This is a genomic window from Nocardiopsis lucentensis DSM 44048, assembly GCF_000341125.1.
Taxonomy (GTDB): Bacteria; Actinomycetota; Actinomycetes; order Streptosporangiales; family Streptosporangiaceae; genus Nocardiopsis; species Nocardiopsis lucentensis.
This window is the reverse complement of the sequence record NZ_ANBC01000234.1, coordinates 1-18,358: the sequence shown is the minus strand read 5'-3', so window position 1 is coordinate 18,358 and position 18,358 is coordinate 1. Positions and strand designations below refer to the sequence as shown.

The 18,358-nt window shown below is 71.5% G+C and carries 13 protein-coding genes; 3 read left to right on the top strand and 10 right to left on the bottom strand.

The window, feature by feature from the left end; all coding sequences use genetic code 11:
- From D471_RS0107900 to D471_RS0107890, 3 genes are all read right to left on the bottom strand, one after another.
- Positions 1 to 2,355 (bottom strand): TcpE family conjugal transfer membrane protein (locus D471_RS0107900; RefSeq protein ID WP_020380396.1); only part of this gene is annotated, 2,355 nt, incomplete at its 3' end.
- 18 nt (positions 2,356 to 2,373) lie between these two features.
- Positions 2,374 to 2,703 carry a hypothetical protein gene (locus tag D471_RS0107895; RefSeq protein WP_017598115.1) on the bottom strand — a complete coding sequence of 110 codons (330 nt, stop codon included), beginning with the start codon at positions 2,701 to 2,703 and terminating at the stop codon, positions 2,374 to 2,376.
- Positions 2,704 to 2,784: 81 nt separating this feature from the next.
- On the bottom strand, positions 2,785 to 3,738 hold the full coding sequence (locus tag D471_RS0107890) for a conjugal transfer protein (protein WP_017598114.1): 954 nt from the start codon (positions 3,736 to 3,738) through the stop codon (positions 2,785 to 2,787).
- Between the two features lie 523 nt (positions 3,739 to 4,261).
- On the opposite strand from D471_RS0107890, the gene D471_RS0107885 reads away from it, so the two are divergent.
- Complete coding sequence (locus D471_RS0107885; protein WP_017598113.1) at positions 4,262 to 4,981, top strand: DsbA family oxidoreductase; 720 nt, start codon at positions 4,262 to 4,264, stop codon at positions 4,979 to 4,981.
- A gap of 67 nt (positions 4,982 to 5,048) precedes the next feature.
- On the opposite strand, the gene ychF is transcribed toward D471_RS0107885, so the two are convergent.
- The gene (ychF, locus tag D471_RS0107880) at positions 5,049 to 6,134 is read right to left on the bottom strand and encodes a redox-regulated ATPase YchF (RefSeq protein WP_017598112.1); all 1,086 of its coding nucleotides are present in this window, start codon (positions 6,132 to 6,134) and stop codon (positions 5,049 to 5,051) included.
- Positions 6,135 to 6,377: 243 nt separating this feature from the next.
- Here ychF and D471_RS0107875 point away from each other — a divergent pair, with 243 nt between their 5' ends.
- Complete coding sequence (locus tag D471_RS0107875; RefSeq protein WP_017598111.1) at positions 6,378 to 7,361, top strand: FkbM family methyltransferase; 984 nt, start codon at positions 6,378 to 6,380, stop codon at positions 7,359 to 7,361.
- Between the two features lie 65 nt (positions 7,362 to 7,426).
- Here D471_RS0107875 and surE read toward each other — a convergent pair whose 3' ends face one another.
- From surE to D471_RS0107860, 3 genes are all read right to left on the bottom strand, one after another.
- The gene (gene surE / locus D471_RS0107870; RefSeq protein ID WP_017598110.1) at positions 7,427 to 8,488 is read right to left on the bottom strand and encodes a 5'/3'-nucleotidase SurE; all 1,062 of its coding nucleotides are present in this window, start codon (positions 8,486 to 8,488) and stop codon (positions 7,427 to 7,429) included.
- On the bottom strand, positions 8,485 to 9,180 hold the full coding sequence (locus D471_RS0107865; protein ID WP_017598109.1) for an alpha/beta fold hydrolase: 696 nt from the start codon (positions 9,178 to 9,180) through the stop codon (positions 8,485 to 8,487). Before D471_RS0107865 ends, surE begins: the two co-directional genes overlap by 4 nt.
- 62 nt (positions 9,181 to 9,242) lie before the next feature.
- Positions 9,243 to 10,550 carry an MFS transporter gene (locus D471_RS0107860; RefSeq protein ID WP_017598108.1) on the bottom strand — a complete coding sequence of 436 codons (1,308 nt, stop codon included), beginning with the start codon at positions 10,548 to 10,550 and terminating at the stop codon, positions 9,243 to 9,245.
- 183 nt (positions 10,551 to 10,733) lie between these two features.
- Here D471_RS0107860 and D471_RS33435 point away from each other — a divergent pair, with 183 nt between their 5' ends.
- Complete coding sequence (locus D471_RS33435) at positions 10,734 to 11,747, top strand: LacI family DNA-binding transcriptional regulator (RefSeq protein ID WP_017598107.1); 1,014 nt, start codon at positions 10,734 to 10,736, stop codon at positions 11,745 to 11,747.
- Between the two features lie 114 nt (positions 11,748 to 11,861).
- On the opposite strand, the gene D471_RS0107850 is transcribed toward D471_RS33435, so the two are convergent.
- From D471_RS0107850 to D471_RS0107835, 3 genes are all read right to left on the bottom strand, one after another.
- Positions 11,862 to 16,160 (bottom strand): nSTAND1 domain-containing NTPase, encoded by a 4,299-nt coding sequence (locus D471_RS0107850; RefSeq protein WP_040688833.1) that lies wholly within the window; start codon positions 16,158 to 16,160, stop codon positions 11,862 to 11,864.
- 24 nt (positions 16,161 to 16,184) lie between these two features.
- On the bottom strand, positions 16,185 to 16,565 hold the full coding sequence (locus D471_RS0107845) for a CU044_2847 family protein (protein ID WP_026127517.1): 381 nt from the start codon (positions 16,563 to 16,565) through the stop codon (positions 16,185 to 16,187).
- Between the two features lie 594 nt (positions 16,566 to 17,159).
- Positions 17,160 to 18,358 (bottom strand): glycoside hydrolase family 3 C-terminal domain-containing protein (locus D471_RS0107835; RefSeq protein WP_017598103.1); only part of this gene is annotated, 1,199 nt, incomplete at its 5' end.

The following is an 18,358-nucleotide window of genomic DNA, read 5'->3' as shown; positions in this document are numbered from 1 at the left end:
GCCGGCGCGGCCGTTTCCGGACTCGCCCCGAACCTCGACGAAGCTCGCCAGCTCACCCGTTCCGTGGTCGAGCTGGGTGGGCGGTTTGACTCCGTCGGCGTCACCGGTGCCGCCCGGTGCGCCGGGGAGCGTCACCTCGGGGGCCGCGTCCTCCGGGGCCTCGTCCTCCTCCGTGAGGTCGGAGACAGCGCCGTCGGCCGCCTCGACATCGCCGGGCGCCTCGACATCGCCGGGCGCGTCCGACCCGGCGCCCTCGACCACATCGGCCGTCCGCGCGGTGGAGGTCTCCGAGCCCTCGGTCCCGGGCGCCTCGGCGCGCGCGTCCGCGCAGGTCTCAGCGGTGTCCGTCGATCGGACGGCGGCGGCCTCGAGCCCCTCGCCCGCGACCACGCCCTCCTCACGCAGCTCACTCGCCGGGATCACCGGGTTCCCCCGGTCACCGACCTTGGGCTGGTCGGGGTGGCGCTTCTTGCCGTCCTCGAACCACTGCGCCGGGTCCGCGGCCCCCTGGTCACGTTCACCGCCGCGCAGGGCATCGGCGAACTTGGGCCGCGGCGGCGCGGGGGTGTCCGCCTTGCTGAGGTGCTGGTCGAGCACCGACATGTGCTCGTTCCACTCAGGCCCGCGGTCCTCGTCGTCCCGGCCTGACCGGGCCGGCATCGCCTCCTGCTCGCCGGTCCCGTGGTCCAGTTCCGGCGGCGGCCCGGCCGGTGTCCCGGCCTCCGCGCTGGCCGGGGCGGCTGGTGCGTCCGCGGTGTCCGCAGCATCTGAGGTGTCCGTGTCGGCCGGGGCGTCCGGGGTGGCGGCGGTCTCCGCCTCGTCATCGGCGTCGGCCGGGGAACCGCCGTCCCCGTCCTGCGGCTCCGGTCCGTCCTTCGGCGTCGAGGACACGGACGGAAGCCAGGGCGCGGAGGGAGTCTCCGGTGTGACGGAACGACCGGTCGCCGCCGCGTAGCGCTCGGCGTAGTCGGACAGATCGCCAAACCCGGTCCGGTCCGCGGGCCTGTCGTCGGCTCCCGGCCCGGAACCGCCGTCGCGATGGGACTCGTCCAGCTCCCAGGGGGCGGCGTGCGGACGACCCCTGCGGCGGGGCGGAGACGGCGGGGCATCGGCGGGCAGGGCGGTCCCGTGGGCCCGCGCGGACGGCGGGTCCTGCGGGGCGCGCTCACGGACCTGTTCGGAGCGGCGTTCGTCCAGTTCCTTGGCGACCCTGATGCCCTGGACGCGTCCGCGCAGGCGTCGCGCGGGATCGGATTCCCCCGCCTCGGGGTCGGTGACCGCCCCGGCCCCGGTGACGGGCTCGGGAGCGGTGTCAGGAGCGGGATCGGGGGCGGCCATGACCTCCTCGGCGCGGCGGCGCTCACGTGCCCGTTCGGGCGCCTCAGGCACCTCGGGCACCTCGGGCGCCTCCGTCATCCCGGTGGCCTCGTCGATCTCGGTGCGGTTCAGGGGCCCGGTGTCACCGACCTCGTAGGAGGTCTTGGCACTGAGGCCGACGGGGGTCCGTCCGGAGTGCGCACTCAGACGGGAGATCCACTCCTCGCCGTCCCGCTCCTCCCGCGACTCCTCCCGGTCGAAGGACCGGTCGGCCCCAGCGGGCTCGTCCCCGCGTTCCCGCGGCGGCACGGGGGCACCGGGCTCGAGGGCGAAGCCGAAGTAGTTCAGGACTCGGCGGGTCGCACCGCGCGTGTCGGGGGCGGTCTCGAGGGGCTCCGCGTCGGCCGGGCCGTACTCCGCGTCGGCGGCGACGGGTTCGGGCGCCTCCTCGGGGACTCGCTCGGGCTCGGGAGCGGGGGCCCGTTCGGGGAGGTGTCCCCGTTCGGGAACGGGCGCGGGCTCAGCCACGTTCACCAGCGGCGGCGCCGACTTCGGGGAGGGGGCCGCGCGGAGCTCCCCGACGCCGGTCTCGTCGACCTCCCGGACCGGCTCGGCGCGTTCTCCCCGGCGCCGTCCGACCACGGGCAGCGGTCCCGCGTCCGGGTGGCGGTGCCACACACGCACCACCACCCGGGCCTCACCCGGTTCGTACTCGGGCGCGAGACGCGTGTAGACACGGGCCTCGGTGAGGAAGCGGGCCTGGGAGATGAGTAGTTCGGTGAGGCGCTTGCCCTCGATCACCGGTCGGGTGGCCAGCACGGTGATCACCCCCGGCGGCACCACCCAGAGCACCAGGTGCCAGCCGTTGCCGAAGGTGAACGGCGCGTTGAGGATGCTGAGCAGCACCACCCAGATCGCGAAGACCCCCAGCGCGACCCCGAAGGTCCCCACCGGGAGCGGCATGGGCAGCCGGAAATCGTAGAGCTTGTACAGCCGCTTCTCGATACGCCAAATGTTGGTGTATGTGGGCAGATCCACGTTCCCGGCCTCCCTCGCCTATTCCGCCGACACGCCCATCGCTCGGGCCAGCGCCACAGCGATGACCTCGATGATGCCGGGGACGTAGAAGACGATCCCGATGAAGATCGCCAGGATGATGAACTGCGCGAACCGCGTGATCTCACGCGTGAACAGGAAGAACACCGCCACGATCGACACGATGACGAGGAACAACGGCCCGAAGAAGCCGCGGAGGAAGTCGGCGAGGCCGCCCGTGTCGGGGGCCTCCTGCGTCGGCGGGGGCGGGGTCGCCGCCGCGAGGTGGAGGAGGTCGGCGCCGCCCGCCTGGGCGAGGGCGTCCGTCGTGGAAGACAGCAGGGGGAGCATGTCAGGCGCCGTCCTCCGGTGTCGTCGCTGGTGTGCGCATGGTTCTTCTCGTCTCCCTCATCTCCGTGCCTAGGCGCCCCGTCAGCCGTCGAACGAACGCGGGGCGCCCTGGATGTCACGCACGTGCCACTCGTTGCCCGAGTTGACTACGGTGACCAGGTAATCCTGCACCAGCTGGCCCGCGTCCCCGTCGTCGGAGGCCGGGACGTTCCAGCGGACGGTGACCGCCACCTGTCGTACGTCATCATCCCCGGTCGACGTCTGGGATGGCACCGTGATTTCGGACAGTTCGGCGAATTCCAGGGTGTTCGCCGGAAGCGGGGTGACGGAGGCGCCCTGTTCGAGGAACCGCTCCAGGAAGTCCGGTTCTCCGGCGTAGGCCTCGAAGAAGCCGGGCAGCACCTCGCCGAGCTGTTCGGCGGCGTTGGGATCGGTCTCGAAGGATGCGCCGGGAGGCAGCGTGGCCTGGGTGGGCGCGGCCAGCAGCGCCGGACGCCCGGAGACCACCAGGGCGTCCTGGTCGGCGTAGACGGGCACGTCCAGGCGCATCGGCTCGCCGTTGACGTCGGCGCGGACCACCACGACGGCGTTGTTGTCGTCGAGGACGTCCACGGCGACGACCGTGAGGTTCTCACCGGTGAGGCTGTCGGCCGCGGCGTCCAGCGCGGTGGCCTCCCCCTCGGGGACGAACGCGGCGAGGTCGGCGCGGCGCGCCTCGGTGTCCTCGGTGTTGAGGTAGACGTCGGCGAAGCGGAGCGCGAACGCGGCGGAGGCGGTCTCGGGGTAGGTGACGGTGTCGGTGCTCTCGGGTTCCTCGGAGGCGCTGGGCAGGGCGAACCCACCGCGCAAAGGGAACCAGACGCCGTTGACGACGACGACGATGATGAACGCCCACAGCACGGCGCGCCCCACGCCGACCCACCAGCGTCCGCCCGCCCCCGCTCGGGGCGGCCGGGACCGCGGGGCGCCGAGCCCCGCCTCGGTGCCGTCGGACTGGTCACGCCCGGACTGACCGAGCCGTGACGCCTTCGCCATCCCCGCCTCCTGCGCTCAGTTTCCGCCGTCCGGTCCGGACGGCCCTTCCGCCATGCCCTTGTCTACCCCATCCCTATAGTGAGGCATTGTGCGGGTTGGGAGCGGCCATGCCGACCGCGCGTTTCGGTGTCGGCTGAGGACCCAACACACCGGCCAAAGTTCGCGAAAGCCATCGAATGCGTTGAATTCCCAGGTAATCAGGATGGTGACGGTGCAGGTCAGCGCAATTCCGGTCGTCCAAGACAGGAGTTAGTCACCTGGCGGAAAGCGGGTTGTCGCCCTCGGGGACGAAAAACCGTTGGCTGGATGTAACCGGAGTCTCGTTCCTCCCGGGCCGCTCCGGCCCCGGCGATCCCGCGCCTGGCGCGCCTGATGCTCCCGCGCGGCCGGCCCCGACGTCACATCGGCGGCGGCGCCGTGTTCGGAATGCCGGGAAGCCGACCTGTGTTGACGCACCTCGGGGGCGAGCACCCCGCCTGGGGAGCGCCCCCGAACCCGGCCGCCCCGAGAAAGAAGCCGTCACATGCGCGTCGAGATCTGGACCGACATCAACTGCCCCTGGTGCTACGTGGGCAAGGCACGCTTCGAGAAGGCGCTCGCCGGTTTCGAGCACCGCGACGAGGTCGAGGTCGTCCACCGACCCTTCGAGCTCGATCCGTCGTTCCCCCAGGGCACCACGGAACCGGTCGTGCCGATGCTCGCGAGGAAGTACGGCATGACCGAGGCACAGGCCGAACAGGCCGAACAGCGGATCGCCGCCAACGCCGCCGCCGAGGGCCTGGGGTACCGCACGGCGGGGCGGGACGTCGGCAACAGCTTCGACATGCACCGACTGCTGCGCTTCGCCCTGGAGCGGGGACGCCAGGACGCACTGATCGACGTGCTCTACCGGGCCAACTTCGTCGAGGAGCGCTCCGCCTTCGAGGGGGGCGAGCGCCTGGTGGAACTGGCCGTCGAGGCCGGGCTGGACGCCGAGGAGGCCCGTGCCGTCCTGACCGACCCCGAGCGTCACGCCGACGAGGTGCGCGCCGACGAGCGCGAGGCCGCCCGGCTCGGGGCCACCGGGGTGCCGTTCTTCGTGCTCGACCGCGCCTACGGGATCTCCGGGGCCCAACCGGTCGAGACGTTCGGCCAGGCGCTCGAGCAGGCGTGGGCGAACCGCTCACCCCTCACCACCGTCGGCTCCGCACAAGACGCCGAGGCCTGCGGCCCCGACGGGTGCCCGGTTCCGGAGCACGACTGAGTCCCAGGACGACGGAAGGCCCGCACCACAGGCGGTGCGGGCCTTCGCGCGAACGGCTTGGGACCGGTCAGACGTTGAAGCGGAACTCCACCACGTCGCCGTCGGCCATCACGTAGTCCTTGCCCTCCATGCGGACCTTGCCCGCGGCGCGGGCGGCCTGCATGTCGCCCGCCTCGACCAGGTCGTCGAAGGAGACCACCTCGGCCTTGATGAAGCCGCGCTGGAAGTCGGTGTGGATGACCCCGGCGGCCTCGGGCGCCGTGGCGCCCTTGCGCACGGTCCACGCGCGGGCCTCCTTGGGCCCGGCCGTCAGGTAGGTCTGAAGGCCGAGGGTGTCGAAACCGACCCGGGCCAGCTGCGCCAGACCCGACTCCGTCTGCCCCATCGACTCCAGGAGCTCCTGCGCCTCCTCCTCGTCCAGCTCGGCCAGGTCCGCCTCGATCTTGGCGTCGAGGAAGATCGCCTCGGCCGGGGCGACGAGTTCCTGGAGCTTCGCGCGCAGGGCCTCGTTGGCCAGGTCACCGCTGTCGAGGTTGAACACGTAGATGAACGGCTTGACGGTGAGCAGGCTCAGCTCGCGCAGCCGGTGCGTGTCCAGGCCCTCGGCCGCGTAGAGCGACGTACCGCCGTCGAGGACCTCGCGGGCGGCCAGCGCCGTCTGGAGCAGCTCCTGGGCGGCCTTGTCCTTGGCGTTGCGCTTGGCGTCCTTCTCCAGGCGCGGGATCGCCTTCTCCAGGGTCTGCAGGTCGGCGAGGATCAGCTCGGTGTTGATCGTCTCGATGTCGCGCGAGGGCTCGACGTCGCCGTCCACGTGTGTGACGTCCGGGTCGTCGAAGGCCCGGATCACCTGGCAGATGGCGTCGCTCTCGCGGATGTTGGCGAGGAACTTGTTGCCCAGTCCCTCACCGGTCGAGGCGCCGCGGACGATACCCGCGATGTCGACGAAGTCCACCGTCGCGGGCAGGACCTTCGCCGAGTCGAAGATCCCGGCCAGGGTGGCGAGCCGGGAATCGGGCACACCCACGACCCCGACGTTGGGCTCGATGGTCGCGAACGGGTAGTTCGCGGCCAGAGCGTCGTTCTTGGTCAGCGCGTTGAAGAGGGTGGACTTGCCGACATTGGGCAGGCCGACGATCCCGATAGACAGACTCACAAGGTCAGAGTCTATGCGGACCGACGAGTACGCCGATCCGCCACCGCCGGGCGGCCGAACCAATCACCGAAACACAATGCGCAGGGGCCACCACGCACAGTAGGTTCGAAGCAGTCCGCCGGAGTCCTGGGCCGGAGGAGGTGCACGGGGCGCCGCACGTCGGGGCCGCCCGCGTGTCGCGGGACACCGGACGGTCCGCTCCCCGAACCCGCGCCGTGACCCCGTTCCTGGGGGGAGTCAACTGTGGTCACCGACCAGCTGAGAGCGCTCGTACGCCGCTATCCCGTGGTGCGCTTCGCCACGCGCCAGATCCGTGTGCGCCTCCCCAGACGGCTGGGCGGACTCGATCCCGCCCGCGTCCCGCCGTGGAACCGCGACCTGACCGTCGTCCTGCCCCGGCTCGACCCGGACCCGTCCCCGGCCGGCCCCGACAGCATCACGCTGCGGCTGCCCGGCGACCTCACCGTCCCCAGGCGCCTGGCCGCGTCCGGCCTCTCCCGGCACGAGCCCGACAGCCTCGCCTGCTTCCTGGCGATGCTGGACCACACCCCGCCCGGCGCCGTGCTCGACGTGGGCTCCGGGGTGGGCGTGTACGCGATCCTGGCCGCCGCGCGAACGGACCGGCCGGTGTTCGCCTTCGAACCGACCCCGGAGATCGCCTCGGCGGCCCGGGCGGTGGCCCAGACCGGCGGGCTGGGGTTCGTGGTCGTGGAACTGGCGCTGAGCAACCACAACGGCACCGCCCGCCTGCGCCGGGCACGGCACAACGACATGTGCAACACGGTCGTGCACGCCACACGCGCCGATCTCGCGCACGTCCCGGTGGCGGTGACGACGCTGGCGCACTGGAGCGAGGAGGCGTCGGTCCTGCCCTCGGTGGTCAAGGTGGACACCGTGGGCACCGAGCCGGACGTGGTCGCGGGAGGTCTGGAGGTACTGCGGCGCCACCGGCCGTGGATGCTGGTGAAGGTGCGCCCGGACCGGGGGCTGGAGGAGCGGCTCATGGCCCTGCTCGACCCGCTCGGCTACACGTGGTACCCGGTGGGCGGACCGCCTCCCTACGAGGCGCGTGAGGAGATCGCCGGGCGCGCCTCGCCCGCGTGGGAACGGATGTGGATGTTCACCCCCGTCCCGGCTCCGGAGGAGTTCTGGCGCTCGGTCGGCGCGTGGCGGCGTGCGCTGGACGTGTGCGTCCCCGGTGCGCGACGGGGCGCCCGGGGCGCCTGACCCCCGCACCGCGCGGGCCGGGAGCGGTGGACGGGGAAGGCGCCCCGGGGGCGGGAGCGCCGCCGTCAGGAGGAGCCGAGGGACTCCACCAGCGCTGCCAGGCGTTCGATCTCGGCCGGGTCCTCGCCGGAGGCGTAGGTGCGGTCGGAGGTGAGAGCGCTGACCGAGACCGCGCCCTCCGTCAGAAGCGCCGTGCTGTCGGCGTCCTCCTTGGTCTCCGGCAGGCATCCCGGCGTGTCCGGCCCGCAGACGGTCACGCCGAGCTCGTAGGTGTCCTCGCCGGTGAACGTGGGGACCAGGACGGTACCGGTGCCCGCCTCGGTCCACCGGACGTCGGAGGCGGGCTCCCCGTCCGCGGAGTGCGGGTGGTTGACGTTGACCAGGTACTCGCTGGTGAGCAGGTCGGCCCCGTGCAGGCGGGCGAGCAGGTCGGCGGTGAACGCGGCCGTCGCGGAGTAGGTCTCGGGGGTGACCACGAGGTCCTCGTCGACGGAGGCGCTCACGGCGAGGGACGGCACACCGGCGAGCTGCCCGGCGAGGGCCGCCCCGACCGTGCCGGAGTTGGGGATCTGCGTGGCCACGTTGGGGCCCGAGTTGACGCCGGAGACCACGACGTCGGGGGCCTCGCTCCAGCCGACGAGCTCCCGCAGGCCGTGGTGGAGCGCAAAGGTCACGGAGTCGACCGGGGTGGCGCTGGGCGAGTCCTCCTCGCAAGGGCCGTCCTCGACGCAGACGCCGTGGACGGCTCCCCCGCCGGGGGCGTCGGCGCAGTCGTCCGCGTACTCGTCGGGCGGGTCGGAGGGGCTCCCCAGCCCGAACGAGCCGCTGTGCGAGACGGCACCGCTCATGCTGGACTGGTAGCCCCACGGGGCGAAGACCACCACGTCCGCCCCGGCCGCGCACAGCGCCGACCGCAGTTCGTACAGGCCCAGTCCGTCCGACCCGTCCTCCCGCGCGGCCCGCATGGAGTCGTCGTTGCCCAGGAGCACCCGCAGACCGTCGAGTGAGGCGGGGGCGAAGTCCTCGTGCGCGCCCCGGTCGGGCGTCGTGTCGGTGTCGTGGGCGGAGCAGGCGGCGAGCAGCGGGAGCGCCAGGACGGCGGCGGCGCGACGGATCACGGCGGTCACAGCCACCCCTCCAGTGACGCGAGGAAGGCGGGATAGTCGTCGCGGTGGATGCAGTGACCCGCGCCCGCGACCGTGCGGACGGTGAATCCGCGCTCAGCCAGCAGGCGGGCACCGTCCTCGTCCACCGTGAAACTCGGATCGGCCAGCTGGACCAGGGAGGGGACCGCGGCGGTGGTCGGTACACGGTCCTTCGCCGAGGCTTCGGTGACGACGTCGAAGAAGTCCGGGTCGAAGGCGGCGAAACCGGCGAGCTCGGCCTCGACGTCGGCGTCGCTCCAGCGCGGGTTCATCGCGCGCACGCTCTCCGCGGTGGCTTGGGCGACCATGCGGCGCATGGCTCCGAGGGCGGCCGTGGAGGCGCCGCTGAACCGGAAGGCGGGGTCGGAGTAGACCGCGCGGGCGGGGCGCAGGCGTTCCACGGCCAGTGACAGGGCCAGACCGCCCATGGAGTGGCCGACGGCCAGGTCCGCGCCGGTCGGCAGGGTGTCGACGAGGTCCTGGCCGAGCGCGGCGACGGAGTAGCCGCCGCGCGGGCTCCGCCCGTGGCCGCGCAGGTCGACGCCGATCACCTGGTAGCCGCGGTCGACCAGGTCGGCCTCGAGGGCGTGCCAGGTGCCGTGGTCGGACATGGCGCCGTGGACGAGCAGGGCGGTCCGGTCACCGTCGCCGGTCACGTGGGTGGCGAGTCGCAAGGGTTCCTCCTCGGAGTCGGTCGGGAGTGGGAGTGTCGGGGTCGGTCGAGGCGGTCGGGCGGTCAGCGGACGCCGCGGACGAAGACGATGGCGAGCGCGCCGAGGAGGCCGACGGCTGAGCCGACCAGGAACAGCGACCCGTAGCCGCCGAGGTGGAGGATGATCGCCGAGGCGATGAACGGGGCGATGATCTGCGGTCCGGCGGCCGCGACGTTGAGGACGCCCATGTCGCGGGCGGCGTCGGCGTCGCTGGGCAGGACGAGGGTGGCCAGGGCGGTGTCCACGGCCATGAAGCAGCCGAAGGCGCTGCCGTTGACCACGGCGAACACGAGCATGCCGGTCCAGGTCGGCGTGAAGAAGGGGATGAGCATCGCCAGGGCGGAGACGACGCCGGAGACCAGCGCGAAGAGCTTGCGGCGGTCGAGGCGGTCGGAGAGCGGTCCGCCGGCGGCCGTGGTGAGGACGGTGCCCGCGGCGGTCACCAGGGTGAGCACGGTGACCGCGGCGGCGGGTTCCAGGCCCTCGGGCAGGGCGATGAAGTAGTCGAGGATGTAGAGCTGGAAGCCGAAGATGAGGAAGTAGCCGAGGAAGAGCAGCGCCCGACCGGCGAAGACCAGGGCGAAGTCGCGGTGGGCCAGCGCGGACAGGAAGCGGCCCAGCGCGGCCGGGGGGCTGCCGCCCGTGGCGCCGCCGCGCTCGGGCAGTTCCGCGCCGCGGGGGTCGTGGGTGGTCGCGGTGAGCAGGACGGCCGCCGCGACGACGATGCCGCCGAGCACGATGTAACCGAGCGGGAGCCGGGCGGTGAAGAGCGCGGCGAGTCCGGTTCCCAGAACCCCGGCCACGGAGACCGCGATGCCCATGGCGGCGGCCGCGGTACCGCGCCGGTCGTGGGGGACGCGGTCGGGAATGATCGCGGTGAGCGCCGCGTGGTGCAGGTTCATGGCGCCCTGGGCCAGGCACCAGCCGATCACCATCATCAGCAGGGAGTCGGCGTAGCCCAGGACGAACACGAGGACGAAGGCGGCGAGCGCGCCGCCGAGGAGCCAGGGGTTGCGGCGGCCCCAGCGCGTGCGGGTGCGGTCGGACAGGGCGCCGCCGACCGGGTTGAACACGGTGCCGAAGACGGCGGCGATCCCGGCGACCACGCCGAGGTTGGCGACGGCGGCCTCCTCGTCGCCGGGGGTGAGTCCCTGGACCTGGAGGGGGAGCAGGACCGCGCCGATGCCCAGGTAGAAGGCGTAGACGGCGAGGTTGCCCGCCCCGAGCAGAGGGATGAGGCGGCCCAGTCCGCGCCGTCCCGTCGTGGGTGGGGGCGCCTGTGTGGGGGCGGCGCCCGAAGCGTCCGGCCTGGGGGAAGGGTGCTCGGACATGTGGATCTCCCTGGCGTGAACCTGTGTGACGGAGAAACGCCTGTTCAGGCGTCGGTTATGCGATTAAGCTAGGTTACGCGTTTAACCTTGTCAATGGATGCGTCATCAGCAGTTCACACGCGCCGGTTCCGCGCCCGGGGCCTCCACTGGGCACCGGCCCCGACAGGCAGGCAAGATAGGGCCATGACTTCGATCCGCCCCCGACCCGCGACCATCACCGACATCGCCAGGCGCGCGGGTGTGTCGACCGCGACCGTGTCGTACGTCCTCAACGACGCCCCGGGGGCGCGCATCCCGGAGGCGACGCGGGAACGGGTACGGTCCGTCGCCGACGAGCTGGGCTACGTCCCGCACGCCAGCGCGCGGTCACTGCGCACGGGCACCAGCGACCTCGTCCTGCACGTCCAGATGGACGTGGTGCAGGGGCCGCTGGCGTCACGGTTCCTGCACGACCTCTCGCACGGCCTGCGCGAGCTGGGCTACACGCTCCTCCAGTACGGGGCGGAGCGCAGCCGGGGGGTGAAGGCGGCGCGCGCCTGGGCGGCCATGCGGCCCTCCGCCGTCGTGGCCGGGGACGACCGGCTCACCCCCGCCGGGGTGGAACTGCTGCGCAAGGCCGACATCCACGTGTTCGCGGTGGGCACTCCCCCGGAACGGGCCAAGGAACTGGGCGTGTCCACGCTGACGATGGACCACCACGGCCTGGGCGCGCGGGCCGGGGAGCACCTGGTCGGACGGGGGTGCCGCGACATCGCCGTCGTCGTGCCGCGCGAGGACACCCTGCGCCAGATGGGCGAACGGCGGTTGGAGGGGGTGCGCTCGGCGGTGGAGCGGACGGGGCCCGGAGCGTCCGTGCGGCGGTACGAGATGGACTGGACGCCGGAGAGCGCGGCCGAGCTGGTCGGAACGTGGGTCGCCGAGGGGCTGCCCGACGGCGTGTTCGGGTACAACGACGAGTTCAGCGGGCTCCTGCTCGGCGCGCTGCTGGACGCGGACGTGCGGGTGCCCGAGCAGGTCGGGCTGGTGGGCGCGGACGACGTCATGCTGTGCCGGATGCTCCGCCCCCGGCTGACCAGCGTGCGCCTGGAGTCCGAGGAGCCCGGGGCCACGGCGCGGCGGATCGTCGAGGCGGTCCGGGAGCGCGCAGCGGTGCACCTGTCCCCGTGGAAGCCGGTCCTGGTGGAGCGGGAGACGTAGGGCGGGCGCCCTGTCCGGGCGTCCGGACAGGGCGCGGGCGGGGAAGTCCGGGTCCCGCGACACGGCATGCCCACGGGCTCCCCACCTCGCAGCCGGACAGGGCTCCCCCTGGCATCACTCCTCCCGAGGGCAGGTCTCGGTGGGCAGACCGGGGGGAAGGCCGGGGGGAAGGCCGTCCCGTTCGTCATCGGTGAAGTCACGGCCGACGACCGCGCACAGGTGCCGCCGCCACAGGCCCGGATCCAGGCGGAACACCTCCATCCCGCCTCCCTGATCGGGCGCCCGCAGCAGTGCCCTGCCGTCATCGGCCGCCGCCAGGAATCCTTGGGGCCCGCCGAACTCGAAGACCTCCCGGTCATAGGGCTCGTCCGCCCGCAGGAACTGCACGGAACTGCCGTTGGCCAGGAAGAACCCGGCGGCCCCGGCACGGCCCACCGTCCACCGGTTCTCAACCAGCGGCCCCAGGGGACCCACCACTCTCTCAGGCTCCCGGTCAGAGGGAATAGACCACAGCTCCACCATGAGACCCGTAGTCATCGCCGCCGCGTAGCGCGGATCCTTCAGGAACGCCACCGCGACGAGTCCGTCGCCGAGCCGCACGCGTAGATCCTCGTCCACCCCTCCGGTGGCCAGATCCACCGCGTGGACGTCCGGCTCTCCGTGGACCGTGACCGCTACGTGGCCCGGCTCGGGATGGCGTGCCACCAGAAAGGCGGGATGTTCCTCAGTGGTGAGCCGCAGGTCGGCCACGTCCACGGGCTGCGAGAGTCTGCGGCCGTCGCGCGCGTCCCAGTGCTCGACGAGTGTGTCCGAAACCGTCACGATCTGATCGTCGTTCAGGAACAGGTACTCCAGTAACCCCCGCGCCCCGTCCTCGCCCACAGAGGGGAGCACCGCGTCGAACTCCGTCACCGGACGCAGCGAGGGCAGTTCACGGACCGTGATCCGATTCAGGTTCGACACGTCCGCCACCAAGGTCCCAGAACTGTTGACCTGGATCTCCTGGGCCGGGTCCGGCGGGATGGAGGCACCGGTCTGGACTTCGGCGAGGGTCTCCCACGAGCCCTCCGTGTCCATGACGACCAGGAGGTCATCGTCCGCCCCCTCGCGGACGGCACGGGAGACCAGGGTGGATCCGTCTCCGAGCAGCCGCGGAGGACTCTCGACCCTGTACTCGAAGTACTCTGTGAGAAGCCAACCCGTCACCGCGTCATCGTTCTGTGTGACGACGACGGGTTCACGCTCGGTACCCAGAAGGGGCGCCCCCTTGGCTACGGAAAGATAGGAGGGGGGAGCAGCGAGGAACCGCGCCGGGCTCGCCTGCCAATCCGAGGTGTCGACGAGATCCCACTCGTCCTGCGCGGTGAGCACCGCGAACCTCTCCCCGCCCTCCGTGACGGCGACGTCCGCGCACGACGCGTCCACGCGGCCCGCGAAGTCCCGCAGCACCCGCCCGTCCGACACGCTCAGAGCCCGATAACCGACCTGTTCGGGCGTACCGGTGCCGACCTCCTCACCGCAGACGACCACGACGGCGCCGTCCCCGGAGACACTGATGTCCGGATCCAGGACACCGCTCACGAGTTCACGTGTCGTACCGGCACGGATGTCGACCACCACCACCGAGTGCTCCAGTGATTCCGGATCATCGTCGGACCTAACGGCCACCAGTGTGTTCTCGTCCGGCCCGAACCACACCTCCACGAGGCCGAAGACATCGTCCGACAGGGTCCTCGACCGCCCGCTCTCCAGGTCCCAGACACGCACGGGCAGCCCCGAGTCGGCGGCCGATACCCCCACCAGTCGGCGGCCGTCCGGCGAGAAGTCCACGATCTTGGTGTCGAAGAACCACGTACCCAGAGAAGCACTGGTGAGCGGAGGGTGGAGCCGCTGCGGCGGCCCGACCATCTGCTCGCCGGAGGGGGTCACGTCATGCCAGACCAGGGTACCGTCCAGGTCATACCTGTAGGCGATCCGCCCCCCGTCGCGGCTGACCACCGGAGACAGGACGTTCTGGGCGAGATTGAGGTGCTCCCGTTCGACCTCGCCTTCAGGCGTGCGCACGAACAGGGTCGCGCGGCCGCCCTCGGTGGTCACCAGGGTCACCAATCCGTCCGCGCTCATGGCCACCGCGCTGATCTCCCCCTGCGGACCCGTGAGCGTCCACACGGCTTCTTGGAAGGCGTCGTACCGGCGCATCAGCGCGCTGAGTGCCTCCTGCGTCGGTTCGGCCTCGTAGGCGGCGAGCGCGGTCAGGGCTGCCAGGCCGGGGTCGGTCTCCATCAACTCGTCCGAACGGACGGCGAGCGCCCGCGACAGGCTCTCAGCGGCTCGCTGCTGGCTCACGTTTGACTGCTGGACCAGGAACGTGGACAGTCCGACGATCAGAGCGAGGGCCAGGGCGGCCGCGACTCCGGCCGTCCTGGCCCTCGCCCGCCTCACTCTCCGCCGTCGGCGGGCCCGTGCCAGGAAATCTTGCTGCTCCGCGGTCAGGTCCGTCTCACGCCCTCGTAACCGCGCTTCCAGGGACGCGAGCTGAAGGGCTCCCGGCAACATGTCGGACCGGGAATTCGCCCTACGCCATCGTTCGAGGTCGTGCTGCACCTCCGCGCGGCCCGCGAGGAAATCGGCGCTTCGGCGCACCTCGTCGGCGAGCCTCGGCCAGGCCAGGATCAATGCCTCGTGAGCCAGTTCCGCGCTCTCGGGCTGGCCGTCCCCTCCGTACAGGACCAACAGGCGCCACTGGGCCAGGGCCTGCACCAGCCGCCAACGTGTGTCTCCAGCCTCCCGCCACGTCAGAACACGCCGCTGCGGCGCCTCACCTCCTGGCAGTACCCGGACCAGTCCGGTGAGCAGCTGCCGTGCCTCCGCCTCGTCTTCCGGCCTGACGCATGCGCGCCACGCCTCGTCGGCATGTTTGCGCAGGGCCCCGGACACCCCGCCGAGCTGCTCGTAGGCCGAGGCCCGCAGGCGCCCGGCGACCCGCTCCTCCCACAGCTGTTCGAGGACGAAGCTCAGCAGTGGAAGGGTTCCTGGTTCGTCACCTGCATCGTCCAGGATGCGCAGGTCAAGCCCGGGGTCGTACTCAACCGCCGGAACTCGTCGAAGCGGCTGTGTGATCACGGCGTGCAGTTGATCCCGCGTCATGGGCGTGATCGGCAGCGTCGATCCGCGCTTCAGAGCCGGGCCGAGGCGCGCGTGGCTCAGCATGGCGTCCATGAGGTCGGCGCGCAGGGTGGCGAGAACTCTCAAGCCCTCGGGTCCACGCTCCGGGAACAGCAGGGCGACAACCTGTTCGATCTCCGGTTCGGAGAGGTTCAGCAGCGCTTCGAACTGATCGAGCACGATCAGTAGGCGCATGTCCTGACGTCCGGTGGCCCGGTGGAAGGCGTCCATGAGCCCGAGGTCGTCCAACCACCGTTCCAGTTGACCCTGATCAGTCCGTTCCGCCCGCGCCGGGCCGAAGCGTCCCGAGTTCATCGCTTCGAACAGCTCCGTGGCCAAGGCAGCCCTCAGGGAACCGACGCGGCCGGCGTTGACCACCAGTACCTCGAAGCCGTCCTGGCGCATCCGAGGCACCACACCGGCGAGGGCGAGGGAGGACTTCCCGCAGCCCGAGGGCCCGTACACGGTGACGGCGGCGTGATCTCCCCGCAGGGCCGCGACCACCTTGTCGACATCGTCGTCCCGCCCGAAGAAGATGTCCGCGTCGCCTTCCCTGAGAGGAGACAGACCGCGGAAGGGCGGATCCGGGAACAGAACGGCGTCGAGTCCGGTGATCTCGTGCAGGAGCGTTCTGGTGCGCAGCACGAACACCTGCTGCGAATCCTGTTCCGGCTGTGCCGCGACCACCAAGCCGACGACCGCGCCCAGCTCGTTGTCCCAGACGGGACTCCCGCTGAAACCCCGCTTGGCGAAGGCGGTCTGCCCGTCAGCGCGGGAGAGCTGTATCCACCCCTCCTCCGTCACCCCGCCGAGCCTGCCCCGAAGCCACAGCGCCGTCGGCTCACCGTCGACGAAGCCCACCGACCGCGCCCCGTGCTCCCATACGTCCTCAGGGTCGGCCACGGGCAACGGGTGCGCGCCGGGAATGGTGTTCCCCAACCGCAGAAGGGCGACGTCTCCCGTGCGGTCGGACCGGATCGGCACCCACTGCACCACCTCCGCCGGCCACCGGGCGCCCCCTCCTGCCGACTGCCCGGCCAGAGGAAGATCGACCGTGACCACGGCCCCGAGCGCGACCTCGTCACCACGGGGGCGACCCAGAGCATCGGATACGACGTGGGCACAGGTCAGCACCAGGTCCGACGCGACGAGTGCGCCCGCACCACAGACGGCGCCGTCCGGGCTGCTGATCCGAACGACCGCCGAAGCGAGTGCTTCCTGCGCGCTCCGCGATGTTGTACCGGTCACCACGGCCGTCCTCCCCGGTGTGATCTACCGGTCGGCCTGGCGTGAACGACCGTCGGGAGCGCCGACCCCATCGTCCCTGTTCCATGTCAGACTCACGGAGAAATTGGCCTCAGCCGCGGTACTGGATACGACGATGTCCGCTTCGACGGAGAGTGACAGGCCGAACTCGAGAGTGATCTCGTCGGGTGTATGAGCCAATTCCCTGAAGCGCCCCACAAAATTGTCCGCGACCGGCCGTACGGTGTCCAGCATCTGCCCGAACGAACGCTCGGCCCGTGCAATGGAACGATCACCGCGACCAACGCGGACAAGGTCGTTGTCCAGTTCCGATATCTGCACGCGGATCGTTTCTCCACCACTGCCGTCTAGGGGTACCTCAACCGTACGCACCGACCGTTCACTCATCGTGGTCTCCAGATGTGGGGGATAGAATGCATCGAAATCCAGTGTTGTGTGTTCCGTGGATCGCCGTGAACCACGTACACGAACGCGGACCCGCGACAGGAATCTGAGGCAGGTCTGCGAGGATGGTCGTCGGGGCCTTGCTGATCGCACTCTACGACCGGGCCGACGGATATGTCGCTTCCCCACTCGACCAAACCGGCGAACACCGCTAGTCGCCTCACTCGCCGATACGGCAACCATCCATATAATCGAAGGTCAGAGGCATGCGATCGGGGCCTCCGACAACGGTGACCACATCCGGCCACTCGGATCGGTTTCCAACCGGCCAAAGTGATCCGCGCCCGCATCGAACGGCCCTGAGGATACGGCCGCACCGCGCCACCTCTATTCAATGGCGAGTGACGCCCAAGGGTAATTCGGGTTTGAGCGCCGTGCGCCGCGATCGGTTCGACCAGGTGGGCGTTTCCTCGGACGCGCGAGGGGTGAGGCGACCGGGCGGGTCCACGCCCCGGTTCCGTCCGCGCGTCGACCACGGGGAACGGAAGGCCGCCGTGTCGCCGGATACCGACCGGCACCCGGCGACGACGGGAACGGCTACCGCAGGTCGACGGGGACGGACAGACGCGTGTCCTGGTACGAGCGGCCGACGAGCAGCTCGTAGGCACCGGAGACGTACTCCCACTCGTCGGCGTCGGACGCCCACGTGCGGATCGCCTCGCGGGAGACGGTGACGACGGCCTCGGCGGTCGCTCCGGCGGCCGCCCGCACGGTCGCGAACCCGGCCAGCACGCGCGCGGGCCGGTCCCCCGGTTCGCGCGGGGCCAGGTAGACCTGCACGACCTCGTCGCCGTCGCGCTCCCCGGCGTTGGTCACACGGACCCGCACCGTGGCGAGGACGTCCTCGTCCGCGCCGGGGGCGGCCAGCTCGACGTCGACCCCGTCGTAGCGCCACTCCGTGTAGGACAGCCCGTGCCCGAAGCAGAACGCCGGGGTCCTCCCGGCGCGCTCCCAGCCCCGGTAGCCGACGAACACGCCCTCCGCGTACTCCAGGGCGCCGTCCGTGGGGACCACGTCCAGTACCGGGACGTCCTCCTCCGCGACCGGCCAGGTCGTGGGCAGGCGTCCGGACGGGTCGCGGCGCCCGAGCAGGACGTCGGCGAGGGCCCCGCCGAGCTCCTGGCCTCCGAACCAGGTGAGCAGGATCGCGCGGACGTCCTCCCGCCACGGCATCTCCACGGGGGAACCGGCGTTGACCACGACCACGGTCCGGTCGTTGACCTCGGCTACCCGGGCGACGAGCTCGTCCTGGCGGCCGGGCAGCCGCAGGTCGGAGCGGTCGAAGCCCTCCGACTCGACCTCGGCGGTCGTGGCCACCAGGACGACGGCCACGTCGGCGCCGCGCGCCGCCTCGACGGCCTCCTCGATGAGGACGTCGTCGTCGGCCAGCGGCGCGCGGTGGGTGAGGGTGAACCCGATGAAGGCGAAGTCGCCCATGCCCAGGTCCTGGTGGGCCTTGACCACGGACAGGCGGACGTCGCGCCCCTCGGTGAGCGCGACCGGGACGGTGGTCGTGGGCGGATCGAACATGGCCGCGGCCGGGTCGTCGCCCTCGAAGTCGAGCTCACCGTCGAAGAGGACCTCCCCGTCGACGGAGAGGGTGTAGCGCCCGGCGCCCGAGATGCCGAGCAGGTGCTCCCCGGTCGCCTTCGGGGTGAGGGTTCCGACCACCTCGACACGGTCCAGTTCGGCGTTGGTCACACCGTCGGGCAGCTCGCCGATCCACCGGGCGGTGC